Source organism: Lacibacter sp., assembly GCF_057361365.1.
This window is the reverse complement of sequence record NZ_JBMQSG010000007.1, coordinates 593940-619993: the sequence shown is the minus strand read 5'-3', so window position 1 is coordinate 619993 and position 26054 is coordinate 593940. Positions and strand designations below refer to the sequence as shown.

At 39.6% G+C, this 26054-nt stretch carries 22 protein-coding genes; 19 read left to right on the top strand and 3 right to left on the bottom strand.

Annotated features, from left to right (window positions below):
- Position 1: 1 nt before the first annotated feature.
- From ACO1QW_RS07420 to ACO1QW_RS07410, 3 genes are all read left to right on the top strand, one after another.
- Positions 2–853, top strand: coding sequence for a hypothetical protein (locus tag ACO1QW_RS07420; RefSeq protein WP_486257147.1), 852 nt, complete (start codon positions 2–4; stop codon positions 851–853).
- Between the two features lie 169 nt (positions 854–1022).
- Complete coding sequence (locus tag ACO1QW_RS07415) at positions 1023–2096, top strand: glycosyltransferase family 4 protein (protein WP_486257145.1); 1074 nt, start codon at positions 1023–1025, stop codon at positions 2094–2096.
- A gap of 24 nt (positions 2097–2120) precedes the next feature.
- Positions 2121–2921 carry an FkbM family methyltransferase gene (locus ACO1QW_RS07410; RefSeq protein ID WP_486257143.1) on the top strand — a complete coding sequence of 267 codons (801 nt, stop codon included), beginning with the start codon at positions 2121–2123 and terminating at the stop codon, positions 2919–2921.
- Between the two features lie 4 nt (positions 2922–2925).
- Here ACO1QW_RS07410 and ACO1QW_RS07405 read toward each other — a convergent pair whose 3' ends face one another.
- On the bottom strand, positions 2926–3801 hold the full coding sequence (locus ACO1QW_RS07405) for a glycosyltransferase family protein (RefSeq protein WP_486257141.1): 876 nt from the start codon (positions 3799–3801) through the stop codon (positions 2926–2928).
- Positions 3802–4010: 209 nt separating this feature from the next.
- Here ACO1QW_RS07405 and ACO1QW_RS07400 point away from each other — a divergent pair, with 209 nt between their 5' ends.
- The 16 genes from ACO1QW_RS07400 (at position 4011) to ACO1QW_RS07325 (ending at position 23317) form a co-directional block, all read left to right on the top strand.
- Positions 4011–5816 carry an ABC transporter ATP-binding protein gene (locus ACO1QW_RS07400; RefSeq protein ID WP_486257139.1) on the top strand — a complete coding sequence of 602 codons (1806 nt, stop codon included), beginning with the start codon at positions 4011–4013 and terminating at the stop codon, positions 5814–5816.
- A gap of 129 nt (positions 5817–5945) precedes the next feature.
- Positions 5946–6374: a DUF983 domain-containing protein gene (locus tag ACO1QW_RS07395; RefSeq protein ID WP_486257137.1), complete on the top strand. Its 429-nt coding sequence runs from the start codon at positions 5946–5948 to the stop codon at positions 6372–6374.
- A 143-nt stretch (positions 6375–6517) separates the two neighbouring features.
- On the top strand, positions 6518–8164 hold the full coding sequence (carB, locus tag ACO1QW_RS07390) for a carbamoyl-phosphate synthase large subunit (protein WP_486257135.1): 1647 nt from the start codon (positions 6518–6520) through the stop codon (positions 8162–8164).
- 109 nt (positions 8165–8273) lie between these two features.
- The gene (locus tag ACO1QW_RS07385; RefSeq protein ID WP_486257133.1) at positions 8274–9431 is read left to right on the top strand and encodes an SGNH/GDSL hydrolase family protein; all 1158 of its coding nucleotides are present in this window, start codon (positions 8274–8276) and stop codon (positions 9429–9431) included.
- A gap of 77 nt (positions 9432–9508) precedes the next feature.
- Positions 9509–11371 (top strand): carbamoyltransferase family protein, encoded by a 1863-nt coding sequence (locus ACO1QW_RS07380; RefSeq protein WP_486257131.1) that lies wholly within the window; start codon positions 9509–9511, stop codon positions 11369–11371.
- A gap of 13 nt (positions 11372–11384) precedes the next feature.
- On the top strand, positions 11385–12536 hold the full coding sequence (locus ACO1QW_RS07375) for an SGNH/GDSL hydrolase family protein (protein WP_486257129.1): 1152 nt from the start codon (positions 11385–11387) through the stop codon (positions 12534–12536).
- Positions 12537–12538: 2 nt separating this feature from the next.
- Positions 12539–12691 carry a DUF5989 family protein gene (locus ACO1QW_RS07370; RefSeq protein ID WP_486257127.1) on the top strand — a complete coding sequence of 51 codons (153 nt, stop codon included), beginning with the start codon at positions 12539–12541 and terminating at the stop codon, positions 12689–12691.
- The gene (locus ACO1QW_RS07365) at positions 12691–13047 is read left to right on the top strand and encodes an SxtJ family membrane protein (protein WP_486257126.1); all 357 of its coding nucleotides are present in this window, start codon (positions 12691–12693) and stop codon (positions 13045–13047) included. The genes ACO1QW_RS07370 and ACO1QW_RS07365 overlap by 1 nt, the downstream gene beginning before the upstream one ends.
- A gap of 26 nt (positions 13048–13073) precedes the next feature.
- Positions 13074–14222 (top strand): SGNH/GDSL hydrolase family protein, encoded by a 1149-nt coding sequence (locus ACO1QW_RS07360; protein ID WP_486257124.1) that lies wholly within the window; start codon positions 13074–13076, stop codon positions 14220–14222.
- A 6-nt stretch (positions 14223–14228) separates the two neighbouring features.
- Positions 14229–15791, top strand: a complete 1563-nt coding sequence (locus ACO1QW_RS07355; RefSeq protein WP_486257122.1) for a hypothetical protein — start codon at positions 14229–14231, stop codon at positions 15789–15791.
- A 102-nt stretch (positions 15792–15893) separates the two neighbouring features.
- Positions 15894–17087, top strand: a complete 1194-nt coding sequence (locus ACO1QW_RS07350; protein WP_486257120.1) for a carbamoyl phosphate synthase preATP-grasp domain-containing protein — start codon at positions 15894–15896, stop codon at positions 17085–17087.
- A 250-nt stretch (positions 17088–17337) separates the two neighbouring features.
- Positions 17338–17811 (top strand): DinB family protein, encoded by a 474-nt coding sequence (locus ACO1QW_RS07345; protein WP_486257119.1) that lies wholly within the window; start codon positions 17338–17340, stop codon positions 17809–17811.
- Positions 17812–17927: 116 nt separating this feature from the next.
- On the top strand, positions 17928–19991 hold the full coding sequence (locus ACO1QW_RS07340; RefSeq protein WP_486257118.1) for a ComEC/Rec2 family competence protein: 2064 nt from the start codon (positions 17928–17930) through the stop codon (positions 19989–19991).
- Positions 19992–20056: 65 nt separating this feature from the next.
- On the top strand, positions 20057–21559 hold the full coding sequence (gene purH, locus ACO1QW_RS07335; RefSeq protein WP_486257116.1) for a bifunctional phosphoribosylaminoimidazolecarboxamide formyltransferase/IMP cyclohydrolase: 1503 nt from the start codon (positions 20057–20059) through the stop codon (positions 21557–21559).
- The gene (locus tag ACO1QW_RS07330; protein ID WP_486257115.1) at positions 21559–22563 is read left to right on the top strand and encodes a DMT family transporter; all 1005 of its coding nucleotides are present in this window, start codon (positions 21559–21561) and stop codon (positions 22561–22563) included. Before purH ends, ACO1QW_RS07330 begins: the two co-directional genes overlap by 1 nt.
- A 19-nt stretch (positions 22564–22582) precedes the next feature.
- Positions 22583–23317, top strand: coding sequence for a pseudouridine synthase (locus ACO1QW_RS07325; RefSeq protein WP_486257113.1), 735 nt, complete (start codon positions 22583–22585; stop codon positions 23315–23317).
- Positions 23318–23357: 40 nt separating this feature from the next.
- On the opposite strand, the gene ACO1QW_RS07320 is transcribed toward ACO1QW_RS07325, so the two are convergent.
- Both ACO1QW_RS07320 and ACO1QW_RS07315 read right to left on the bottom strand, forming a co-directional pair.
- Entirely contained in the window at positions 23358–24665 is a 1308-nt protein-coding gene (locus tag ACO1QW_RS07320; RefSeq protein WP_486257111.1) for a polysaccharide deacetylase family protein, read from the bottom strand.
- An 8-nt stretch (positions 24666–24673) separates the two neighbouring features.
- Positions 24674–26050, bottom strand: coding sequence for a LutB/LldF family L-lactate oxidation iron-sulfur protein (locus ACO1QW_RS07315; protein WP_486257109.1), 1377 nt, complete (start codon positions 26048–26050; stop codon positions 24674–24676).
- Positions 26051–26054: the final 4 nt, after the last annotated feature.

Sequence of the window (26054 nt, the reverse complement as noted above, 5' to 3'; positions counted from 1 at the left end):
AATGGAACCTGCACCGAAAACAAATCCTGACGAAATCGATCTCATTTCTTTATTGCGCTCTATAGCTCAGATTTTTAAAACATTTATTAAAATCATAGTCAAAAACTGGATCAGCATAGGTGCAATTATTGTGGTGTCTGTTGGTTTAGGGTATTTCTCCCGCTATATTTTGCCAAAAAAATATGATACTGATGCTATCATACTTACTCATGAAGTTCCTTCCGAGGTATGCATTATGCAATTGCAACATCTCAATAAATTAATTCATAGTAAAGAAGACTTTGCATTGGTGGCCAACCGACTTCAGATAAGTCGGCAAGATGCAGAAGAAATAGCAAATCTAACAGCCGAAAAAATTGCTGGTGAACATCAAGACAGTAGTGGCCAGTTTTTTACAATTCACTTAAGAATTACGGATAACACAGTATTAGACACTGTACAGGCGGGCATCATTCATTTTCTTGAAAACAATCAATATTCTGTAATAAGAAAAGAAACCAAAAGAGCGTCGCTAAATAAACTAAAAGTAAATCTGGAAAAAAATATATTAAGCCTTGATAGTTTAAAGACGGTTCTTAGCGCCGGCATTATTCCTAAAAATTACGGACAAGGTATTATTTTGGGCGAGCCGATTAACCCCGTAAGTATATACCAGGCAGATGTTGCATTGTTCAAGGAGCAGTTAAAGATTTACGAAAACCTGGAACGACTTGATAATATTGAAATAATTCAACCTTTTATCAAAATAGAAAAATCGAACTATTTAAATTTTAACCGCATAATAATATATTCATTTTTATGCGGACTCATTGTTGCAGGAATCGTGGTTATCGTTAAGGAAGGTTTTAAATAAACTTCGCTTTCAATTCAAATTCGACCCGGCGGGTCGCTGTTATAATGAATATTCAGTGGTGTTTACATGCGAACGAATTTAATGGCTAGGCAATGCCGTTGGAAATGCAGCCGATGTGCCGGCATTTTCACATATCTTTAACAACAAAATAGCCCAAATTAAATCGCCCTTGCCCAATATTATTGTTGATTGCGAACGCATGAAATACCCCAACACGGGGTTGTATTATTTCTGCAAGTATTTAAGCGAATCGTTGATCGAAGAAACACCTAAAGGCCTTCAATCGCCTGCATTTTATATACGTCCGAGTGAAACAGGATTTCTTCCTGAGGGCACACAATACTGTGCTCAAAAATGGTGGCACAAATACTTTCACCCATTTGCTTCAAACTTTAAGGTATGGCATGGCACCTATCAAGGCAGTAATTATTACCCGCACAGCAGGAAAGTAAAAAAACTGCTTACCATACATGATCTTAATTTCTTGTATGATAGCAGCAAGGATGTGGAAAAGAAAAAGAAATATTTAGAACGCACACAGGCAATGATCAATCGTTCTGACCAGGTTGCTGTGATCTCTGAATTTACACATCAATGTATTCGTGAGCATCTTGATCTTTCAAATGTGCAGGTGCACACAATTTATAACGGTTGCAATACACCTGTAGCCAATTCGGTTTTTCAAAAACCGGGCTTCATTAGTTTCGATTCCCCGTATATTTTTTCTATTGGTACAGTACTTCGAAAGAAAAATTTTCATGTACTGCCCTGCTTATTGGCAGGTAATAATTATAAACTTGTAATAGCAGGCATAACGCAGGATAAAGCTTATGTTGACGAAATAATGGCGGAAGCAACAAAGCATGGAGTGGCTGACAGAGTTTTATTACCAGGTTCGATTACTGAAAGTGAAAAATGGTGGTTGCTTGATAATATGTTGGCCATGGCCTTCCCATCTATTTCAGAAGGATTTGGGCTGCCCGTGGTAGAAGCTATGCATTTTGGAAAGCCGATTTTGCTTTCTACTCACACCTGTCTTCCGGAGATAGGTGGTGATGCTGCGTATTATTTCAATTCTTTCGACAGCGAAGACATGCAGCAAACGTTCAAGAATTCATTGCATCATTTTCACACTCATCCTGAAATGGCTGAGAAAGTTAAAAACCGGTCAGCATTTTTTAGTTGGGGGAAAGCGGCCAAACAATATTGGCAATTGTATCAACAATTGCTGCAAAACAAATAGTCCTATCATTAGAAAATTGATCTTATGCCTGCAAAAGGATTTAAACGATATATCCAGCTGTTCAAACATATTCAAAATCCTTTTGAGTATGTATTGAATAAGAATAAGCGATTTAAGCGCTCTCTCACCTTCACTACAAAACCAAACAATATCCGGTTTAAAGTAGCACTACCTTTATACCAGGTGTTTAAAGAAATATTTCTTGAAGACGTATACAACATTGAAGCAGTAGTAAAACAAATACCATCAAAACCTATCATCATTGACATTGGTGCAAATGCCGGCTTCTTTGACATCATGATACTTTCTAAAATAAAAGATGCACAAATATTTGCTTATGAACCAATACCACGCAACGTTCAGCATATAAATAAAGTGCTTGATGAAAACCCGTCTGTGAAGAATAATGTTATAGTTCAGCAGCTTGCTGTTACAGGAACAGGTAATGGTAAGATCGATCTATATATTGAATCAGAAGACGAGAACAGTGTTATTGCCAGTATTTTTTCAAACTTTAATAAGAATAATGCGAATAAGATTTCTGTTGATACGATCACATTAACCGATATTATTCTTAAGAATGATCTAAACGAAATCGACATTTTAAAAGTTGATTGCGAGGGAAGTGAATACGACATTTTCTACAATACCGATGCTGCCTTGATACGTCGGGCAAAAATAATTTTGCTTGAAGTACACGACCTCGACGCAGACCAGAAAAACATTAAAGCAATGAACAAATTTCTTATGGATACAGGCTATAATGTAACTCACGAGCCGATCAACAATTTTTGCCACGCCGTTGAAGCTGTACGAAAAAAATAACTGGTCAGGCTTTTATTTTTTTGTAGTTCCGGAAATCAAACAGCCGATGTCCTGTCGTTTTTTCGATCCAATACAAAATGCGGTTTTTAAAGCTGAATTTCTTTTGGTTGATATCTAATTCCACATTCCAGTTTTTTGCGGCGATACGGTTTTGCATTACTACGGGATGAGTGCCTTCAAATTTTCTCAACGAATCGAATTGATTGAAATCAAAATGATCTGATTGAACCGGGGCGACTTCAATTGATTTATCATCATGGTAAAACCGTGCGGTGATCTTTTGTTTCTGCCGCATTTGCTGCGGACTCTTCACCCAGCCGTAGTGATATACTTCAGCTGCAACAGGCACAACGTTTAATTTCACTTCACCTCTTCTGAAACCCTGTGCGTCTTTGTAAGAATTGATAGATGGATCGTTGCGAATGATACGCACTTCGTGCCGGTACCATTTTCTGCTGTCGCCAACATAATCATACGTACCATAAAAATGCAGATACTGAAATAAAAGTCCTTCCACACGTTTATCATCTTTATAAAGCTCAGCCGTTTGCCTGATGACCGCATGATATTTTTCATGTATCACTTCATCGGCCTGTATATAAAAGATCCAATCAGTATCGGGTGACACCTGACTTTTCACTTTATCAGTTTCAATAGCGTACACTCTTCCACCCTCCCGAAGCGTCATATCCCAGGTAGAGTAAATGATCTTTAATTTATCCGACTTTATGTTGCGAATAAGCCCATCTGTATTATCATCGCCTTTATCAATACTAACAATCATTTCATCAACCACCGGTAAAATGGAGCTGATGGCTTCCACAACCGGGAAGTCATTCAATACTGCATTTCGAACAATGGTTATACCTGTAATCTTCATACAAAAGAATATGTTCAAAGAACCGACTTTTTTTAATACAAAGTAAAAACGGCAGATGATCGTCTACCTGCTTGAGCGCCCGTCATGACAGGTAAAGCCTGAGTTAAGCTGAGTATGGTAAATAGCGGCGCCCTTTCCTGCAAACTTGTCTTATTTTTAAAGATGGTTCAAACTTTGACCATCATTCAGCTTTTATATAACAACAATACATGAAACTGCTTTTAAAATACTTAGCGCCGTATAAAGGCCTTATCACACTTACAATGGCACTTGCGGCCATCAATATTGGTTTTTCATTGATCGATCCTATTTTGTTTGGTAAGCTGATCAATTTAGCGAATCAGCATCAAGGCATCAATAAACCTCCCACCCACAATTTTGATTGGAACAGGTTTTTCTATTCTTTCAGTTGGAAAGAGCCCGGTGTTATTTTCGTTCTCACACTTTCTATCTCGGTTGCAATGGTGAGTCGTATAGCAAAAGCTTTCCAGGATTATTTTCAGAATCTCACTACACAAAAGTTCGGTACAAAGGTTTTTACAGATGGTTTGAAACATGCCATGAAACTGCCATACCAGGATTTTGAAGATCAACGCAGCGGTGAAACGCTTTCGATCTTAACCAAGGTAAGAACCGATACAGAAAAATTTGTCTCGGCTTTCATCAACATTCTTTTTCCTGTTATTATTGGTATCGTCATCGTATCATTATACGCATCATCTATTCACTGGACATTACCATTTATTTATTTCGGCGGCATTATTTTACTGGTTATTATTTCAAATGCTCTCAGCAAAAAAGTAAAATCAGTACAAAAAACAATTGTTGCGCAAACCACTCAACTGGCAGGTGCAACTACCGAATCGCTCCGCAATATTGAACTGGTAAAAAGTTTGGGATTAACTGACCAGGAAGTAACACGTTTAAATAAAAACACATTCAAGATACTCGGTTTAGAACTAACCAAAGTAAAACGCATACGCAGTATCAGCTTTGTGCAAGGCACGTTTGTAAATACATTGCGCCAGGTGATTTTGTTTATGCTGATGTGGACAATCTATAACGGAAGAATGGATGCGGGCCAGTTGGTAACTATGCAGATCTTCTCCTTCTTTGTGTTTGGACCTTTACAGGAGATCGGTAATATTCTTCTCTCCTACCGTGAAGCTGAAGCAAGCATCACCAACTTTCATACACTTATGGAAAAGAAACCGGAAGCCACACCGGTTAATCCACTCCATCTTGGAAGAATTGAAACCTTGTCGTTCAACAATGTTTCATTCAAACATCAAACAGCAGGACAAAATGCGATCAGCGATATAAACTTCAATGTAAAGGTGGGTGAAACAGTTGCATTTGTTGGCCCGTCGGGTTCAGGTAAAACAACATTGATGAAATTATTGGTGGGATTGTATCGTCCGCAGCAAGGCAATATTTTATACAATGGCAAAGATGAAAACTCCATCAACTTTGAAGACCTGCGAAACCAGATCGGTTTTGTAACGCAGGATACACAACTCTTCAGTGGAACCATAAAAGAGAACCTGATGTTTGTGAACCCAACTGCAACTGATGAAGAGTTGACAGACGCATTGCATAAAGCAAGTTGTCAGCGTTTACTGGCACGTGCCGAAAAAGGTTTGGATACGATGATTGGTGAAGGTGGTTTGAAATTAAGTGGTGGTGAAAAACAACGTTTGTCTATTGCACGTGCATTGCTGCGTAAACCACGCCTGCTCATTTTTGATGAAGCTACTTCAGCATTGGATTCTATTACCGAAGAAGAAATTACTTCAACCATTCGTGAAATTTCAGCTGGCGAAAACCAGATCACTATTTTAATTGCACACAGGCTCAGCACCATTATGCATGCCGACCGTATTTATGTACTGGAAGGTGGCGATGTGGTTGAAACAGGTAATCACCAGCAATTGCTGGAAGAAAAAGGTTTGTATTATGCCATGTGGCGTCAGCAAATTGGCGAACGCAAAAAAATAGTAGCAACTACTGCGTAAGAATAGCAGCTTGTCAACTTTTAATGGTAGCCTAAAAGTGACTGGATAAAGTTGGTCATCTTGTTAAAGGTGCTATTTATCACTTTCTTCTACTTCATTACAGGTTATATTTGCGCAAATTTTTCGCCCATGCCCGGCTCCCAGCTTAAGCCCAATTATTTCTGGAGTATGTTTTCGATGCACTGTCCACGTTGCAGAAGGGGCAAGCTGTTTAAAGATTACAGTGCTTACAATTTTAAACACACGTTTGACATGCATGAAGAATGTCCAGTGTGCAGGCAGAAATTTGATATGGAGCCAGGATTCTGGTATGGTACCGGTTATGTGAGTTATGCGTTAACAGTTGCAATATCAGTGGCAACATTTGTAGCATGGTGGGTATTGATTGGTGTTTCGTTCAACGATAACCGTGTGTTTTGGTGGCTGGGAATAAATTCAGTTTTCTTGCTTGTATTACAACCATGGCTCATGCGGCTGAGCCGAACGATCTATCTCTACTTTTTTGTGCGATATAATCCTGAATACGAAACTGCGGAACCGCACAGGTTTGATTATTAATGTCTGTCTGAACGTACAAGAGTGCGATGCAACTGGCGATGAAGAGAATTGCTAACGACCGTTATCAAAAAACCTCTAAATCAGTCAAAATTTCACACTCAGGTTAACGCTCAATCCAATACTTTTGCAGCCAAATTCTCCCCATGCCAAAAGATAATTCGATAACCAGTGTGCTGATTGTAGGCAGCGGCCCCATTGTGATTGGCCAGGCCTGTGAGTTTGATTATTCGGGTTCGCAAGCAGCCCGCAGTTTACGTGAAGAAGGAATTGAAGTGATCCTCATTAACAGTAACCCCGCCACCATCATGACTGACCCTATGATGGCCGACCGTGTGTACCTGTTGCCGCTTACTGTTGAAAGTATTGAACAGATCCTGGAAGAAAACCCGCAAATCAATGCGGTGTTGCCAACCATGGGCGGACAAACAGCCCTGAACCTTTGTAAAGAAGCTGATGAGTTGGGTGTTTGGGAAAAATTTAATGTGAAAATGATTGGTGTGGATGTGAAGGCCATCGATACAGCTGAAGACAGGGAGAAATTCCGCCAGTTGATGATCGATATTGGTATTGGTGTGGCACCAAGTCGTGTAGCCAATTCCCTGCTGGAAGGAAAAGAATTTGCGCAGGAAATTGGTATTCCGTTGGTGATTCGTCCATCCTTTACATTGGGTGGTACCGGTGGTGGCATCGTAATGCATAAAGACGAGCTTGATGCTGCACTCGACAGAGGTTTGAAAGCAAGCCCGATGCATGAAGTGTTGGTTGAAAAAGCATTGTTAGGCTGGAAAGAATATGAACTTGAATTATTGCGTGATAAGAATGATAACGTAGTTATTATTTGTACGGTTGAAAACTTCGACCCGATGGGTGTGCATACAGGCGACAGTATTACTGTTGCTCCTGCCATGACGTTGAGCGATACTGCTTTCCAGAATATGCGCAACATGGCCATTAAGATGATGCGGAGCCTGGGCAATTTCGCAGGAGGTTGTAACGTACAGTTCGCTTTGAATCCTGAAAACGAAGACATTATTTCGGTGGAGATCAATCCACGTGTGAGTCGTTCATCGGCTTTGGCAAGTAAAGCCACGGGTTATCCCATTGCAAAAATTGCTGCGAAACTGGCGATTGGTTACACATTGGATGAATTGAAAAATCAGATCACACAAACTACTTCTGCATACTTTGAGCCAGCACTCGATTACGTCATTGTAAAGATGCCTCGTTGGAATTTTGATAAGTTTAAAGGTGCCGATGACCGTTTAGGTTTACAGATGAAGAGTGTAGGTGAAGTAATGGCCATTGGCCGCAGCTTTACTGAAGCGGTACAAAAAGCTTGTCAGAGTTTGGAGAACAATGCTGTTGGCTTAGGTTACTACGGGCAAAGTGTAAAACATGCTGAAGAATTAATTGAATACATCAAGGTTCCGAAATGGGACCGCATTTTCCGGATTAAAGATGCGTTGATGGCCGGCGTAAGTGTGAAGACGATTGTGGAAGCAACCAAGATCGACCGTTGGTTTATTTACCAGATCCAGGATATTGTAAACATGGAAAAAGAATTGGCGAAGCACGATATGAAGACCCTGCCGAAAGAACTTCTTATAGAAGCAAAACGTATGGGTTTTGGTGATGAGCAGATCTGCAAGATCATGAAAGAAGATGCCAGCGAAGATGAACTCTACGAAAAACGTAAAGCCTGGGGTATTACCCGTGTGTACAAAATGGTAGATACCTGCAGTGCAGAATTTGAAGCCAAGACACCGTATTTCTACAGTACGTTTGAGTAACTAAGAGAGCGAAAAAGATAAAGTGAGCAGCGGAGATAATTCGCTGCTTTTTTATTGGAAGAAGAGTTATGGATAACACGGACGAAACGGATGGGCGCAAATTAAATCCGTGATCATCCGTTCAAATCAGCGTCATCCATGTTTCTATCACAAACAGTTTTTATCTTACAGCGCCATGATCAAAAACCTGAAAGCATTATTGTTTGGTTTGCTCGTTGCACTTGTGTTGTGCGAAATTGTATTGCGTATTTATAATCCCTTTACCAATTTCACAAAGCAAGGAAAATTGGTGTTACCGGCCAGTCAGCAAACTGTATTCGAGAATAAATGGATCAAACAACTGGATGCAAAAATTAGTTACAGTCGCAATGCATTAGGTTTTCGTGGACCAATGCCAACTGATAGCATTCCTAAACTCAATTCCATAATAACTGTTGGTGGCAGTACAACCGAATGTCGTTTTCTAAGCGACAGTACAACCTGGCCTTTTTTGCTGGGAGAACAACTGAAAGATTCAATACCGAACTTATGGGTGAACAATGCAGGTATTGATGGGCATTCAACCTTCGGCCATATGTTGTTGATGAAAGAATACCTCAGCAAACTAAAACCGAAATATGTTGTATTGCTTACAGGGGTAAATGATGTAGAAACAGAAAAGCCTGAACGTTTTGATGTTGCCAATGAAAATATATTACAATATGGCTCCGTCAAAAAGTTTGTAAAATCATTGCTGCAAAAAACAGAAATCGGTTCTACTTTCTACCAGTTTTACGCAATCCGTCTTGCCTATAAAAAAGGATTGATTCATAAAGAAGTTGACTTTACCTCTTTGAGAGACACAACTTACACACCTGCATACATTCAGGAAACAATTGCTAAACAAAAAAATTATCTCTTTGGCTACCAAGAAAGATTACAGGAAATCATCAGCATTTGCAAAGCAAGCAATATTCAGCCCATCTTACTCACACAACCATCATTGTATGGTTCGTTTACCGATAGCGCAACAGGAATAAAAATGGATCTGAAGTTTCATGACAGCAACCCAGGTAAAAACAATTTGTTGCAGGAACAGGTGCTGGAAGAATACAACAATGTTGTTCGTTCGTTCAGTACACAAGCAACAGTTATTGATCTGGCGAAGCTGATGCCGAAAAATACTGTTTACTATTACGACTTCATTCATTTTAATAAAGCGGGAGCAGCTAAAGTAGCGGAGATACTTGGAAAAGAAATAGAGTCACGGATAACGCTGACAAAATAGATGAACACAGGTCAATCCGTTTTTTATTCGTATAAATCAGCCTCAACCGTGTTTTTATAATCGCTTATTTTGCACACATGTACATTCTCGGCATCTCAGCTTTTTATCATGATTCCGCTGCTGCTATCCTGAAAGATGGTGAGATCATTGCCGCTGTACAGGAAGAGCGTTTCAGCCGAAAGAAACATGATGCCGGCTTTCCTTCAAAATCAGTTGATTATTGTTTAAGAGAAGCTGGTGTAACCATTGATCAGCTAGCAGCAGTTGTTTTCTATGACAAGCCGCTGTTGAAGTTTGAACGATTGCTTGAAACATACTATACTTTTGCGCCAAAAGGTTTTGCTTCTTTTTTAATGGCCATGCCTGTTTGGTTGAATGAAAAACTTTTTTTGAAAAAGAAGATTCGTGATGAGTTAAAGAAAATTCAACTCTACGATAAAAAAAAGTTGAAACTGCTATTTCCTGAGCATCATCTTAGTCATGCAGCATCTGCATTTTATCCATCAGCATTTGAAGAAGCCGCTATTTTAACTATTGATGGTGTAGGCGAATGGGCTACCACAACCATTTGCAAAGGCAATGGAAAGAATATTGAAATTCTAAAACAACTCAACTTCCCCCACTCTGTTGGTTTGTTATATTCTGCATTTACGTATTACTTGGGTTTTAAAGTAAACAGTGGTGAATATAAGTTGATGGGGCTCGCTCCTTATGGCGATCCCGATGCAGAACAAACAAAACAGTTTGCTTCCATCATTAAAGAAAAGCTGGTAAAAATTTATGATGATGGTTCGGTGTATTTAGATCAGCAGTATTTTAATTATGCTGTTGGCCTGCGTATGGTGAAGGATAAGAGGTTTGAAATACTGTTTGGTTTCAAACGGAGAGGAGAAGAAGAAAAATTAACACAGCAACATTGTAATCTTGCACTCGCTATTCAACAGGTAACAGGAGAAATTGTGGTAAAACTGGCAGCACATGCAAAAGCAATTACGGGTGCGAAGAATATTTGTTTATCGGGTGGTGTGGCGTTGAACTGTGTAGCAAATGGTAAACTTCAAAATGCTGGATTATTTGAAAACATTTTTATTCAACCTGCGAGTGGTGATGCAGGGGGCGCAGTTGGTGGGGCATTAGCAGTGCATTATATTTATTTCGAAAAAGAACGAAGCATTGCAACATCAATAGATACGATGAAAGGTTCTTATCTAGGGCCCTCTTTTTCTGCTGATGCAATTGAAACTGTTATTCATCAATATAAAGCTGTGGCAACAACATTCAGCAACAGAGATGAATTAAATAAAATTGTTGCCACACATATCCGCAATGGAAACGTCATTGGTTGGTTCCAGGGACGAATGGAGTTTGGTCCACGTGCGTTGGGCAATAGAAGTATCATTGCCGATCCTCGCAACCCGGAAATGCAGAAGAAGCTCAACCTCAAAATAAAATACAGAGAAGGTTTTCGTCCGTTCGCTCCTGCAGTGCTTGCAGAAGATGTACAGGATTATTTTGAGTTGAATACAACATCGCCTTACATGTTACTAGTGCAGCCGGTTAAAAAAGAATTACAACTAGCTGTTCCTGAAAATTATCATAAGTTAAGCTTAACAGAGAAATTGTATTTCCAACGCAGCAGTTTACCTGCCATTACACATATTGATTATTCGGCCCGTGTGCAAACGGTGCATCAGGAAACGAATCCTGCGTTTCATTCACTCATCAGTGCATTCAAACAACAAACAGGTTGTGCAGTGTTGATCAACACCAGTTTCAACGTTCGTGGCGAGCCTGTTGTTTGCACGCCGCAGGAAGCCTATCAATGTTTCATGCGCACCGAAATGGATTATCTTGTGATTGAAAACTTCCTGTTCAGCAAACAAGATCAACCGGAATGGAAAGAAAAAGATGATTGGAAGAAAACATTGACAAATGATTAAGCAAACCATTTAAATGAAAAAGAACCCGCCAATTTTTAAGAGGTTGTTGTATTATTCGGCATTGTGCCTCTTTTGTTTTCTTATAGCTGAAGCAGTTTTAAGTGTTGCATTTCATTATAAATATGGCAACAACAAACTTGCTGTTACTGATTTTGTTATAAGTGTAAAAAGCCGATTCATCAACCCCAAACTCAGCAGGCAGGAAGCTGATGTACAATACCATAATCAACAATTGGTTCGTAATGGAAATGCAGATGAATTAAGTAAACAGATTGTTCAGGAAATGGCAGCTGCCAATTCATTTGAATTTGATCCCTGGCTTCAATTCCGCAACACAGACATTATATCAAAATATGTAAATACAAAAGGTTTTGTAAGGAAAAGTATTCCGTCGTTAGTATCAAATGGAACAGATACATTTCGCATTTGGTTTTTCGGCGGTTCTACCATGTGGGGATTTAATGTTGCAGACGAGGAAACAATTCCTTCAAAATTTGCTCAGCTATACCGCAGTGCCGGCAAATACAAAAAAAGCTTAGAAGTAGTTAATTACGGAGTAAGATCATATATCAGCTTTCAGGAAATGAAACTTTTACAAGATCGGTTAATATACGGACAAGCACCAAATCTGGTTATTTTTTTTGATGGACTTAATGATGTGATTTCATCACCAACACCATTATTTCGAGAGCCCCTATACACGGGTTACATGCGGGAATACTTTAAGGGCAACTTTCCCATTGCAAGGGGAAAAAACATGAAAGACTCGATGGAAAAATACTACCAGCAATTTGGGTTGCCTTCAAAGAATGATATTGCCGATAAACTTTTTAATAATTACATTCTTACAATTAAAGGAATTGAACAAAGCGGCAAAGCGTATGGATTCAGCTCACTTTTTGTATGGCAACCTGTACCGTATTACAGTTACTCAAATCAAAAAAATGATCCAGTCTGCGATAAAGATTCATTTCCCGTTTATCAATTCCTGAATCCTGCTATTAAGTCATTATACGAAAGAATGGATAACAGTTTATACCTTGCAGATATGTTGAAGAAACCGGTGGCGTTTCCGTTTATTGACCGGGTTCATTACTCACCGGTTATGAATGAAGCGATTGCAAATAAATTGATACAAAAAGTAGATAGCCTGTTAATAAACTGATTATGATCGAATTTTTAAAAGACATGTGGGACTTTTTGAAAGAGCGTAAGAAATGGTGGTTAGCCCCAATTATTATAGTGATGCTATTACTTGGCGTGTTACTTATTTTCGGCGGCAGTTCTGCCGTTGCACCTTTTATTTATTCGTTGTTTTAATGAAGTGGAAGGCTAAACATACTTCACTGCTGGTAATAGCCATCGGCTTTGCCATTTTCTATTTGCTTTTCAAACGAGCCTGGATGCTAACACCAATAGGCGTTTGCGTTATTGGTTTCATCATTGGTCCGGTTGGCGATTTTACACATATCGTTTGGATGCAGTTAGCAAAAGTGCTCGGTTATATAAATAGCAGAGTTCTGCTTTTTATAATTTTCTTTATCATTCTTACTCCTATTGCTTTTTTGCGTAAACTCTTTGGTAAAAAAACAATACAGGATAAAAACAAGGTTAATTCGTATTTTCAAAACAGAAACCAAAATTACAGGGCAGCCGATTTGCAAAATCCTTGGTAAAGGAATAATTCCTAAAAGCTTTTAAATTGACAAACACAAATCCTCGTTCTTTTTACAGAAAATTTATTTACCTGCTAATCCTGTTTATAATTGTATTGTTCCTGATTGAATCATTTGCGAGCATTGCCTATTACCAAAAAAACGGTAAATATTTATCTGCAACAGTTGCATTGATTAAAAAAATACAAAGCAAATTTGCAACACCGGTATCTACTCCTAACATTGATTCGCATCAATTACTTATAAGGCGAGGCGCTGACACCCAGATGGTACAAACGCTTATACATGAAACAAAACAAGCATTAACCTTTGAATATGCAGCATGGGTGATGTACAAATCGGTAGATATAAAAGGCAAGTATGTGAACGTGTCTCAGTTTGTAAGAAAATCAGTTCCTGAATTTTCAAAAGCAAGCGGTGATTCTGCTATAACTATTTACTTTTTTGGAGGCTCTACCTTATTTGGAGTACATTCTGCAGATGATGAAACAATTCCATCTTACTTCGCAACTCTTTGTAAAGAAAAAGGAATTAAAAAAAACATACATGTTGTTAATTACGGAGTACCTACTTATTTCAGCTACCAGGAACTGATGCTTTTCTTACAATTGCTGCAACAAGGCAAAACACCTAAGCTTGCAGTTTTTTTTGATGGATTAAATGATTTTCTTTCCATCAATGAGGCCTCATATAATCAGCCGATGTTAAACCATTACTTTCAAACTATTTTTAATGGTTCGGCTCCCGTAAACCATGCACAAGAATTAGAACGATCTTTTCAATACAGTTTCCGTTTGCCATCTAAAGATTCGATATCTCTTTTGAGTGCAAAGCTTACGAAAAACTATTTAGAAAATCAAGGGCACATTCGCAGTATTTCAAAAGCTTACAATGTACAAACCTTGTTTTTTTTGCAACCGGTTCCTTTTTTTGAGTATGCCGGCGCTGGAAAAGATCCGGTTTGCGATAAGATTGACAGGCCACAGTTTCAACTTATTTATCCTGAACTGGAGAAAAAATCAACAAAAACTTCCGGGTTTTATTTTCTTGGACACATGTTAAAAGAAGAAACAGGTTATCCGTTTGCTGATGCATTGCATTACTCTCCCTCTTTTAGCAAAAAGATTGCTGCTGCAATGATTGAGCGAATGCTGCCTGTTCTTCAACAGCTATAATTTACTATGAAACAAAAACAACATTATGATCTATGGTTCATTGCATCAATCATCTGTTGTTTTTTATTAGTGTTGCTTCAGCTATTGTTAATTGAACAAGCTCCATGGACGGGTGATTACTGGGAACATAAAGCAGTTGTTCGTGAATTATCGCTCCATTTACAACATCCTTCCCATCCGGTATTAAAAGTTGACGCTCCACATGCTTTCTTCTCTCCTTATTTAGTTGTACTAGGAGCTGCAATTTCTGCAACCGGCATTGCAATTGGCACAGCATTGAACATTGCCATGATTGTTAATCTTATGCTGCTGCTTTTCGCACTTTACATTCTCCCCACTTTGTCTCTAGATAAAAATAGAAAACGTTCAAAAGCATTTTTCTTGTTTCTGTTGCTAATCCTTTTTTTCTGGGGACCGAAGGCACCGCTTTATAGTTCGTATCTGCATATCCGGTCTTTAGTTCTTACGTTGTCCTACCCATCCACATTTGCGTTTATCTGTTCGGTGTTTGCAGCAGCTGTTACAAAGCATTTACTTGTAAACACATCTAACATACAAAGGCAAGCAGCTTTATCTGTAACATTAATCCTGCTTCTTTCGCTCACATTACTTTGCCATCCTTTAACATTTGTATTTGCAGCATCATTGCAGCTTTACATTTACAATACTGCTCTAGCTCAAGATAAACTTACCAGCCAACAAATCTTTAGAAAAACAATATTGCTGTTTGCAGCAGTAATACTTTCCACGATGCTCGCAGGACTTTGGCCTTATTACCCCGTTTTTGCCCTGTTTAAATATGTTGAGGGGGGAAATCAATTTCATATTGATAGTGTTATTCTTTATCAATCCCTCATGAGACAAATATTCCCATTGATTTTATTACCTGTTTTGGTTTTCTTCAACGCATCCACAACTTTAAAAAAAGAATGGCCATGGCTCACCAGCGTTTCAATTTTGCTTGCTCTTTTTGCCATTGGCTATTTCACCAAAGCGTATGGGATGGGGCGTATGATTGCCTTCATTTTTATTTTCTGTCATTTATTTATCGTAAAAAATCTGATAAACATCAGACAATCAAAGGCATTTTGGTTTGCTTTAATGGTTTTTCTTGCTGGCCCTTATATCTTGCAAACCAAAGCTACTTTTAAATATCTCTTTGCATCAGAAGTTGCAGTAATTTCTGATGCCGATCAATTTCAGAAAGCCAGTCACCCCGTTAAAGCTCAACTCTTATCTTTTCTGGAACCCGTCTTTAATAAAAAAACATCTGTTGTGCTTACAGATATACCTACCAGTTTGTTTGTGCCTGCAATGGGCGGCAGAGTGGTGGCAGCAGTTTATCCTGTTTATTGGGTAGCAGATGCTGATGAACGTAAAAAACTGGTGCAACATTTCTTTTCTGTAAACGCTACAGAAACCGATCGGGCTAACCTTATTAACCGGTTTAAGCCCGATTATATCCTTCTCACTCCAGCAACAGCTTGGGTACTTCCTCATCTCACGTCATTTATTCAACCAGAGGTAGTTTCCAGCAACCACGGAATAAGCCTGTACAGAGTAAAGTGAGCATATTGACCTTTTACAACTCATAACCGTTAGCAAAATCAACCAAAATTTGGCTGAAAAAATCCCTCAAAATTTTTCCCGTACCCGTACATTTGCACCGCAATGGCAAATACGATCCTTCACAACGAATCCATTCCATCTCAGCGTAAAAAAATTATTGTTCTCGGTAGTGGCCCCAACCGGATTGGTCAAGGTATTGAATTCGACTACTGCTGTGTGCATGGTCTCCTCGCCATCAAAGAATGTGGCTACGAGGCAATCATGGTGAACTGTAACCCCGAAACCGTTAGTACCGACTTCGACATGGCCGATAAGCTGTACTTCGAACCGGTTAACTGGGAACATCTCTGGGAAATTATTGAGCTGGAACAACCTTACGGTGTCATCGTTCAGTTGGGCGGACAAACTGCCCTTAAACTTGCAAAACGCCTCCACGAAAAAGGCATCCGAATCATCGGTTCTTCATTCGACAGCATGGATATTGCCGAAGATCGTGGCCGTTTCAGCGACTTGTTGAAAGAATTGGAAATTCCTTATCCAAAATATGGCACTGCTTACACCACCGATGATGCTATAGAAGTAGCAAAAGAAGTTGGTTATCCCGTGCTCGTTCGTCCCAGCTATGTATTGGGTGGACAAAGGATGCGTATCGTCATCAACGAAACCGAACTGGAAAGTGCGGTATTGAGTCTCATCAAACATTTACCAGGCAACAAAATCCTCATCGATCATTTCCTTGATCGTTGCCAGGAAGCTGAGATTGATGCTATCTACGATGGTGAAAATTTCCACGTAATGGGTGTAATGGAGCATATTGAACCTGCAGGTATTCATAGTGGTGATAGTCATGCTGTACTTCCAGAGTTCAACCTCACTCCATTAGTTGTTGCAACCATGGAAGAATATGCAAAGAAGATTGCAAAGTCGCTGAAAATACAAGGTCTCATCAACATCCAGTTTGCCATTAAAGATGGTAAAGTGTTTGTAATTGAAGCCAACCCACGTGCGAGCCGCACCACGCCATTTATTGCAAAGGCTTACCAAATTCCTTACCTCAACATTGCAACTAAAGTAATGATGGGTGTAAATAAGCTCACCGATTTTACGTACGACAAAAAGCTCACTGGTTATGCTATTAAAGAACCCGTGTTCAGCTTCAACAAATTCCCGAATGTAAATAAAGAGCTCGGTCCTGAAATGAAGAGCACAGGTGAGGCCATCCGCTTTATTAAAAATCTGCGTGATCCTTACTTCCGTCAGTTGTACAAAGACAGAAGTATGTATCTCAGTAAATAAATTTCAAACTCCGCACATGCGGAGTTTTTTATTGGTCGGCACGGCCCTTAAGACGTCAGACCATTTGTTTGCCGGGAAGACGGAAAGAATATTTTATTGCCTTCCCGTCTTGCCGGCTATTTTTTTTTGACACCAACTTTTGTATTCTCTGGCTTCAACTGTTGTGCCTGCCCGTTCGTAGCTTTAGCAAAGACGGATCGCACACTTATACTGCATTGTATGAAGCTGCTATTCTTCTTACCTTAGAACAATGAACAATGAAGAAGTACATTCTATCATCACTAACCTTGAACAGGTATTAACCGGTGAGCCATGGTATGGGGAAGCAGTAATGCCTATGCTGCGGAAAATTCATCCTGCGGTTGTATATATTAACCCTGAAAATTCTCACGCTGCTATTGAAATACTTTATCACATGATTACATGGGCAGAGTTTAACTTAAACCGACTGCAAAAAAAGCAGGATTACGATCCTCAAACAGCTGAAGAAATGGATTGGCGCATGATCGATCCTAAAATTCATACCTGGGAAAAAGGTTTGAGCGAATTTGAACAACTGCACCAACAGATTGTTGCTGAACTGCAAACAAAAGATGATGCGTTCTTAAGCGAAAAGGTTGACCACCGTGAATACAATTTTCGTTTTATGTTGAATGGATTGATTCAGCATAATATCTACCACCTGGGTCAAATCGCTTTTCTAAAAAATCTGTTAGGAGAATAGCTCATTCACAGCTGTCGTAAAAATCAACACGGCTGTCGATTACTTTCTTCAAATTCTTCCACTGTACTTGCATTTTGCTTCAGCTGTTTTTATCTTATTGAAAACAGCTGACACCCATGATCCCCATTTGGAAAAACATCCCTTTCCTTCGCATTCTGCTTCCATTAAGTGCGGGCATTTTAACTGGTTGGTATTTTTCATTGTATTGGCATATAGCAATCATTGCAGCCGTTGTCGCTCTTCCCTTTTTTATTTATTTGCAGTTCAGCGGTGAACGCAGTCGTTATTATTCCGGTTGGCTTTACGGAATTTCTTTCAACATCATTTTCATTTCATTGGGCATTACACTGGTATGGCTGCAACAAAAACCACATCAACCTAAATGGGCCGGGCATTTTTATAAAAATGGTGATGTAGTGCAGCTACGTTTACTTGAACCATTAAGCGAAAGGGAGAAAACATATAAAGCCCTCGCCGAAATAAATATTGTTTATCATAACAGAAAAGCGAATAAAGTAACTGGCCGGGCAATGATCTATTTTCGGAAGGATAGCATCATTCCTGCCTTGCAATATGGCGATGTGATTCTTGTACGCAGTCATCTGCAGGAAATTAAAAATGCAGGCAATCCCGGCGGATTCGATTACAAACGCTATGCATTATTCAATAGCATCACGCATCAGTTATTCGTTAAATCCAATGAGTTTAAAAAGTTACCGCAACAACAAACATTGTTCTTCTGGCAAAAGATGTACGATGCAAGGAGTTATATTCTGCAAACCATCCGTAAATATGTAAAAGGTGAAATGGAAACCAGCATTGCTGAAGCATTACTCATCGGCTATCGTGATGATCTTGACCGGGATTTAGTACAAGCCTATAGCAATACCGGCGTAGTACATATCATTGCTGTAAGCGGCATGCATCTCGGTTTGATCTATGGGCTGCTAATGTTTCTATTTAAAAAGTTTAATCGCAACAGGCGTATGAAAATTGTAAGGGCCGTTCTTGTGATCGTATTGCTTTGGCTATTCAGTTTATTAACTGGCGCCAGTGCTTCTGTATTGAGAGCGGTGTTGATGTTTACCTTTATTGTGGGAGCGGAAGTACTCGATCGTAAAGGAAATGTTTACAACAGCATGGCAGCATCTGCCGTTGTGCTTTTACTCTTCAATCCGTTTTTATTGTGGGATGTGGGCTTTCAGTTATCGTATGCAGCAGTACTGAGTATTGTGTTGTTTATGAAGCCGATCTATAACTGGTTTGCTATTCAAAATAAATTACTCGATGGGTTCTGGAAATTAAATGCACTAACCTTATCAGCCCAAATACTAACGCTGCCGCTTTGCATGTATCATTTTCACCAGGCACCCACATTATTTCTTATTACGAATCTTGTTGCAGTGCCATTATCAAGCCTGGTGCTTTATGCTCTTATCTTGTTAATGATTGTTTCTCCCATTACCATACTTGCAAATGCAACCGGCTGGCTCATTACAAAAATGCTTTGGCTAATGAATCAGTTTATTCTTTGGGCCGATCATTTCACATTTGCAGTAATTGACGGCATTCAACATTCACCCATTCAAACTATTTTACTTTACCTCATTATTACTACTTCAGGTGTTTGGCTCATTCAGAAAAACAAAACCTCATTCACTTTATTATCAAGTTGCATCGCTTTCTTTTTCTTTGTTCAGTTTTATTACCGGTACACAACTTCAAAACAACAGAAACTCGTAGTTTACAATTTGTCGCAACACACAGCTATTGATTTTATGCTGGGCGATCAATATTATTTTGTGGGTGATTCGTTGCTCTTGAAAGATGGTTTCCTGCGCAACTTCCATTTGAAACCTTCCCGCATTGCTCATCGCACTTATCATCAGCCAAACATCAATGAAAACAAAACGTGGAAGATCAACAATAAAACCATCGTTCATATCAATCAATCTTACCGTTACGATTCAACAACGAAGATCAATGCCGATGTGGTCATTATCTCACAAAATCCCAAACTCTACCTCAACCAACTCCTAAAAACGATCAACTGTAAGTTGCTGGTGTTCGACAGCTCCAACCCGCAATGGAAGCTCAAATACTGGAAAGCCGACTGCGAAAAGCTGAACATCCACTATTTCTGCACAAGTGAACAGGGCGCTTTTGTGATGAACCTCTAGAAACTTACCTTTGCGGCTTCTAAAACAGCACGCCACCTCTGTGGCCCAAAAACTTTCTCCTTGTTATGAAGAAAATTCAATCGGCACTCATTTCAGTTTTTTACAAAGACGGACTCGATTCATTGGTGAAACTCCTGCACGAACAAAATGTAACTATCTATTCTACCGGTGGTACCCAACAGTTTATTGAAAAACTCGGCGTGCCTGTAGTGCCTGTTGAAAATTTAACCAGCTACCCTTCTATTTTGGGCGGACGGGTAAAAACATTACATCCTTCAGTATTTGGTGGTATTCTCGGCAAGCGTGATGATGAGCAGCATTTAGCTGAAATGAAGCAATACAATATTCCTGAAATGGATCTTGTGATCGTTGATCTTTACCCGTTTGAAGAAACCGTTGCTTCAACATCCGATGAAAAAGCGATCATTGAAAAAATTGATATCGGCGGCCCATCGATGATCCGTGCAGGCGCAAAAAATCACAAAGATGTGGTTGTGTTGGCAGCAAAGAAAGAATATGCTGTGTTGGAAAATATTTTGCGTGAACAGAATGGTGAAACAAGTTATGAGCAACGTCGTGCATTCGCCATCAAAGCATTTGATGTGTGTACTGCTTACGATACAGCTATCAGCAACTACTTCCATCAATCGGCTGTTGAAACACCTTTCAACAAAGAAGAAAAGATCATGCGTTATGGTGAGAACCCTCACCAGACTGCACGTTTCCACGGCAACCTTGATGAACTGTTTACACAACTAAACGGTAAAGAACTTTCATATAATAACCTAGTTGATGTGGATGCGGCCGTGCAACTCATCAAAGAATTTACAGATACTACGTTTGCCATCATCAAACACACCAACGTATGTGGTGTTGCACAACGTGCAACTGTGAAAGATAGCTGGGATACGGCTCTTGCAGGCGACAATGAAAGTGCATTTGGTGGTGTGCTTGTTTGCAATGGTGAAATTGATAAAGCAACTGCTGATGCTATCAGTGAAATTTTCTTTGAAGTATTGATCGCTCCTTCTTTTTCTGCAGATGCATTGGAAGTATTGAAATCAAAAAAGAACAGGATCTTATTGCAATTGAAAGCACAACCAAAAGCAAAAGAACAATACAAATCAATTCTCAACGGTGTGTTGGTGCAAGGTGTTGATGAAGGCAATTACACTGAGTGGAAAGAAGCAGGTGGTAGAGAAACAACTGCTGCAGAAAGAGAAGACCTGGTTTTTGCAAACCTCATCTGCAAACATTTAAAATCGAATGCCATTGCATTGGTGAAGAATAAACAATTGGTGGGTAAAGGTTGCGGACAAACAAGCCGTATCGATTCATTACGTCAGTCAGTTGAAAAAGCAAGACAATTCAATTTTGATTTAAGTGGCGCTGTAATGGCAAGTGATGCGTTCTTTCCGTTCAATGATTGTGTGCAGTTAGGTCATGCTGCAGGAATAGCTGCGTTTATTCAGCCCGGCGGTTCAATTCGTGATAATGATTCAATTGAATACTGCAAACAAAATAACCTGGCGATGGTGATCACAGGTATGCGTCATTTCAAACATTAATGCCAAGACTCGACATCAATAGAGCGTTTAATTACTCTGCTGATACTATAAAAAGTTTATCAGTCTTTAATCCTTTGACCATTCACAAAAAAGGAACAAAGGCAAAAGCTGTATTTGCTTTGGCGGTCGTATGTGTTCTTTGGGGCACCACATGGATCGCTTCAAAAGAAGGTGTGCGTCATATGCCCGCTATACAGTTGGCAGGTATACGTCAGTTATTAGGTGGTATTTGTTACATGATCTTTTTCCTCATCAAAGGAGCAAGCTGGCCAAAAGCAAAAGACCTGTTGCCTTTGTTCTTACTTTCTTTTTTGAATTTTGTGATGAGCAACGGACTTAGCACATGGGGATTGAAATATATTTCATCTGGTCTTGGTGCTATCATGGGTGCTATCTTCCCGTTATGGCTTGTGATCATCGGTTTGTTTTCTTCGAAAAGTAAAATACCTTCTAATGCTGTGCTTGGATTGATGGTTGGCTTTGGTGGTGTATGTATTATTTTTTATGAACACCTTGCCGACTTCTTTAATCCTGATTTTCGTTTCGGTATTTTTCTTTCGCTGATTGCTACATGGACATGGGCTTTCGGTTCGCTCTATACCAAGAAACATGCAGCACAATTTAATCCATACTTTGGTTTAGGTTTTCAAATGCTTATTGGTGGTGCTGCATTACTCGGTGTGTCAACATTCGACAAAAGCTTTTTACCCTTCACTGAAATACCTACAGCCTCATGGCTTGCAATTGGTTACCTGGTTGTGTTTGGTTCTATCATTGCTTTTGTGTGTTATTTATATTCACTGCAACGTTTACCAACTGAGCAGGCAAGTATTTATGCATATATCAATCCCATTGTAGCCGTGCTGCTGGGTGCAGTGATCTTTGATGAAAAACTCACACTCACATTAACCATCGGTGGCTTAGTAACATTGCTGGGCGTTTATCTTGTAAACAAAGCATTCAAACGCACAGCCGAAGAACAGCGGGAAGTGCTCGACAATTAAACCTGCTTACATTTGCGTTATGTCTGAAGACAAAATCAGCCTTAATAAATACATCAGTGCAACAGGTTATTGCTCACGCCGTGAAGCTGATAAACTGATCGACCAGGCACGTGTAACGGTGAATGGCAATATTGCACTCGCCGGCACAAGGGTTTCTTCAAAAGACAAAGTGTATATTGATGATGAGTTGTTGAAGGTTAAATCAACTGCCAAGCAGGATCAATTCATTATTGCGTTTAACAAACCGCTGAACATTACTTCTACAACAGATGAAAAGGATCGTACGAATATTATCCGTTTCATCAATCATCCTAAACGCATTTTTCCAATTGGAAGGTTAGATAAAGATTCTGAAGGGTTGATCTTTCTTACCAATAATGGCGATATCGTTAATAAAATTTTACGTGCCGGAAACGAACACGAAAAAGAATACATCGTTACTGTCAATAAAAAACTAACTCCTGACTTTGCTGCGAAAATGAGCAATGGTGTGCACATTCTCAACACTGTCACACTTCCCTGCAAGGTGAGAACATTAAGTGGCAAAAGTTTTTCCATCATTCTCAAACAGGGATTGAACCGCCAGATCAGGCGCATGTGTGAAGCGTTTGACTATGAGGTGGTGAGTTTACGACGTGTACGCATCATGAACATTCAACTGGGGAATATTGCAGTTGGCAAGTGGCGCTACTTAAGTGATCCAGAGATGAAAGAATTGATGCATATGCTGGAAGGTTCGAAGAATGAGCAATAGCGCTGTTATTCCGAGGCACGAGGAATCTGTTCAACATCTGCTACAGCTCAGGAGATACTTCCTTCATCGGGATGACATCAGCGATGAACTTTCCATACATCTCTCTCCAGCCTTTGAACATCGGCTCCGTTCCCAACATGTGATTATGAAAGATGGTTATAAATGTGCCGTTTGCTTTTTGTACTTCTGCACAAAGCTTTTTCATTTCTTCCAATGCTTCTTCGGGTGATTGATGCAATTCGTAAAACGAATTTGCTTCCATGTAGGCAAAGGGATGCACACGCAATGAAGTTGTTTCTTCTTTCTCCAGGTCGTACCATAAAAACGAATACGATGTAGACGCACGAAAACCATTGACCGTTCCATAGCCCATGCTATGTTCATCGGTAAAGCCATTTGCAATTAAGGTTCGGTATGAATGTGGTAAATGAAACTGAATATAGTGATTGCGGGTTTCTGTGATCGGCTTACGCACTATCCTTTGCAATAGTTCCTTTTCTTTTTTTAATGCAGTTGGATTTACTGCACTTTCTGTTGAAGGATGCAATGCTACAGTTGCCTTTGCAACAGTTGAACGGATCAATTGCTGTAATGCAGCTTTATCGGGCGAAATATTTTTATCGTACTCACTGTTACGTTCTGCCAGTAAGAAAAAATAGATCGGTTGCAATGTATATTGTTCATGCAATTGTTGCAGCCATACATATGTATCGTATGGATCTACTTCATTTCCACTCAGTACACGTATCCTCTTTGCAATTGTAGATGGATGCATAAATATTGCACCAACTGTTTTAAGCAAGCCTTTATGCTTGTAACTCCAGGCAATATCGATATCGTAAGTGGGGAGGAAGCTGAATGGTGAATGGTGAGTAGTGAGTAGTGAGTAGCGTTGCTTCAACTTCGCCTCAAACTTCATCAACCATACATCAATAATTGGCTGATGTAAGAATCCTTCTTTCCATGCCAATGAATTCCAGTGCGCATAGCGGCCGTATTCATCTGGTTCATATTCTAAATATTCTTCGTAACGGGAAATGAGATAGAAGATTGCAGAGAAAATGTCAAACCCAAAATCATCTGTTGTTTGAAAGAACGCTTTACCGTCTTCCCATTCAAAAATATTGAAGTGTTGTTTGCGGATACCGTGCTGCAAAAGTAAACCTGTTGATTGCAGAAAGAAGGATGATTCGTCTATGCATTTTTCGGCATACACAAGCTTAACATCAAAGCTTTGTTGAAAAAAGTTTATATCATCTGTTACGGCAACTTCTATTTGCCAACGTTCATTCAACAGTTGAATAATGTAATTGATGCGGGCTGTTATATGCGGAGTATAAACAAGCATGTTTGAATTTACAGCCCGTTTCGTTCACGCCAAAGTTGATTGAAACTTTTTTCAGGGAATTGCATTGGGCCATGATTACGTGTCCAGTCCTTTACGAATGTATTGATCACCCAGCTTCGCATTTTACTGCTGCCGGTATTCATAAGCTTACGACTCATCGATACTTTCTTCCAAACCTTCCATGCCATACGTTCACCAAACGAAACATATCCTTCTTCCACTGCTTCGTAACGGTTCTCTAGTAGCAATTCGTGCAGATTGATCCGTACCGGGCAAACCTCTGTACAATTGCCGCATAACGATGAAGCATAACTGAGATGCTTATATTCATCCAAACCGCTGAGATGTGGTGTAATAACTTTACCAATAGGGCCACTGTAAGTTGTTCCATAACTATGCCCGCCAATATTTTTATAAACCGGGCAAGCATTTAAACATGCGCCACAACGGATGCAATATAAACTCTCTCTTGTCTTTGGATTCTTCAGCACATTTGTTCTTCCGTTATCAAGAAGAATAACGATCATTTCTTCAGGACCATCTCTTTCGCCTTGCTGTTTCGGACCGAGAACGATGCTGTTGTATACTGTTACATTTTGTCCAGTACCAAATGTTGCAAGCAAGGGCCAGAACAAACCAAGATCGTTCATACTTGGTAATACTTTTTCAATGCCTACGATAACGATATGTGTTTTGGGAAAAGCACAACTCAACCTTGCATTGCCTTCATTTTCTGTAACTGCAATTCCGCCAACATCCGCCAAAATAAAATTAGCGCCTGTTACACCAACTTCGGCCTGTACATATTTTTCACGGAGAATTTTTCGTGCAGTTAACGTTAACTGTTCAGGTGTTGATTTTGGATCGGTACCGAGTTTTTCTGCAAAGAGTTTTGCTACGTCCTCTTTGCTTTTATGCATAGCAGGTGTAACAATATGATAAGGCGGTTCATCGTCTAGTTGCTGAATATATTCGCCCAGGTCTGTTTCAACACTTTCAATATTATGCTTGCCAAGAAAATCATTCAAATGAATTTCCTCCGTAACCATACTCTTGCTCTTCACCAACGTTTTGCAGTTGCGTGCTTCGCATATTTTCAATATTTCATCGCAGGCCTGTTGTGCATTTTCTGCCCATATCACTTTTCCCCCCCGGCGTGAAAACTGCGATTCAAATTCTTCGAGTTGCTGATCGAGTGTTTCCAATGCACGCCACTTTACATTCTTTGCACGCTCACGTGCGGTTAGCATTTGTGTAAACTGCAATTTACCTTCCGGTACTTTTGCATTGTACTTGCCTATGTTGAAGTTGATGGTACGCCTGTGATCAAGATCAGCAGCTTTCACTGTACTCTTGGCAATAAATTTATCTGCAGTCTGGCTCATTGAT

What these genes read in the sequence shown, in the direction of transcription:
- ACO1QW_RS07350 (WP_486257120.1), top strand. Translation starts at nt 15,894, where the DNA reads ATGGCAAATACGATCCTTCACAACGAATCCATTCCATCTCAGCGTAAA.
- ACO1QW_RS07355 (WP_486257122.1), top strand. Translation starts at nt 14,229, where the DNA reads ATGAAACAAAAACAACATTATGATCTATGGTTCATTGCATCAATCATC.
- ACO1QW_RS07395 (WP_486257137.1), top strand. Translation starts at nt 5,946, where the DNA reads ATGCCCGGCTCCCAGCTTAAGCCCAATTATTTCTGGAGTATGTTTTCG.
- ACO1QW_RS07375 (WP_486257129.1), top strand. Translation starts at nt 11,385, where the DNA reads ATGAAAAAGAACCCGCCAATTTTTAAGAGGTTGTTGTATTATTCGGCA.
- ACO1QW_RS07410 (WP_486257143.1), top strand. Translation starts at nt 2,121, where the DNA reads ATGCCTGCAAAAGGATTTAAACGATATATCCAGCTGTTCAAACATATT.
- ACO1QW_RS07400 (WP_486257139.1), top strand. Translation starts at nt 4,011, where the DNA reads ATGAAACTGCTTTTAAAATACTTAGCGCCGTATAAAGGCCTTATCACA.
- ACO1QW_RS07380 (WP_486257131.1), top strand. Translation starts at nt 9,509, where the DNA reads ATGTACATTCTCGGCATCTCAGCTTTTTATCATGATTCCGCTGCTGCT.
- carB (WP_486257135.1), top strand. Translation starts at nt 6,518, where the DNA reads ATGCCAAAAGATAATTCGATAACCAGTGTGCTGATTGTAGGCAGCGGC.
- purH (WP_486257116.1), top strand. Translation starts at nt 20,057, where the DNA reads ATGAAGAAAATTCAATCGGCACTCATTTCAGTTTTTTACAAAGACGGA.
- ACO1QW_RS07405 (WP_486257141.1), bottom strand. Translation starts at nt 3,801, where the DNA reads ATGAAGATTACAGGTATAACCATTGTTCGAAATGCAGTATTGAATGAC.
- ACO1QW_RS07320 (WP_486257111.1), bottom strand. Translation starts at nt 24,665, where the DNA reads ATGCTTGTTTATACTCCGCATATAACAGCCCGCATCAATTACATTATT.
- ACO1QW_RS07345 (WP_486257119.1), top strand. Translation starts at nt 17,338, where the DNA reads ATGAACAATGAAGAAGTACATTCTATCATCACTAACCTTGAACAGGTA.
- ACO1QW_RS07340 (WP_486257118.1), top strand. Translation starts at nt 17,928, where the DNA reads ATGATCCCCATTTGGAAAAACATCCCTTTCCTTCGCATTCTGCTTCCA.
- ACO1QW_RS07325 (WP_486257113.1), top strand. Translation starts at nt 22,583, where the DNA reads ATGTCTGAAGACAAAATCAGCCTTAATAAATACATCAGTGCAACAGGT.
- ACO1QW_RS07420 (WP_486257147.1), top strand. Translation starts at nt 2, where the DNA reads ATGGAACCTGCACCGAAAACAAATCCTGACGAAATCGATCTCATTTCT.
- ACO1QW_RS07315 (WP_486257109.1), bottom strand. Translation starts at nt 26,050, where the DNA reads ATGAGCCAGACTGCAGATAAATTTATTGCCAAGAGTACAGTGAAAGCT.
- ACO1QW_RS07365 (WP_486257126.1), top strand. Translation starts at nt 12,691, where the DNA reads ATGAAGTGGAAGGCTAAACATACTTCACTGCTGGTAATAGCCATCGGC.
- ACO1QW_RS07370 (WP_486257127.1), top strand. Translation starts at nt 12,539, where the DNA reads ATGATCGAATTTTTAAAAGACATGTGGGACTTTTTGAAAGAGCGTAAG.
- ACO1QW_RS07330 (WP_486257115.1), top strand. Translation starts at nt 21,559, where the DNA reads ATGCCAAGACTCGACATCAATAGAGCGTTTAATTACTCTGCTGATACT.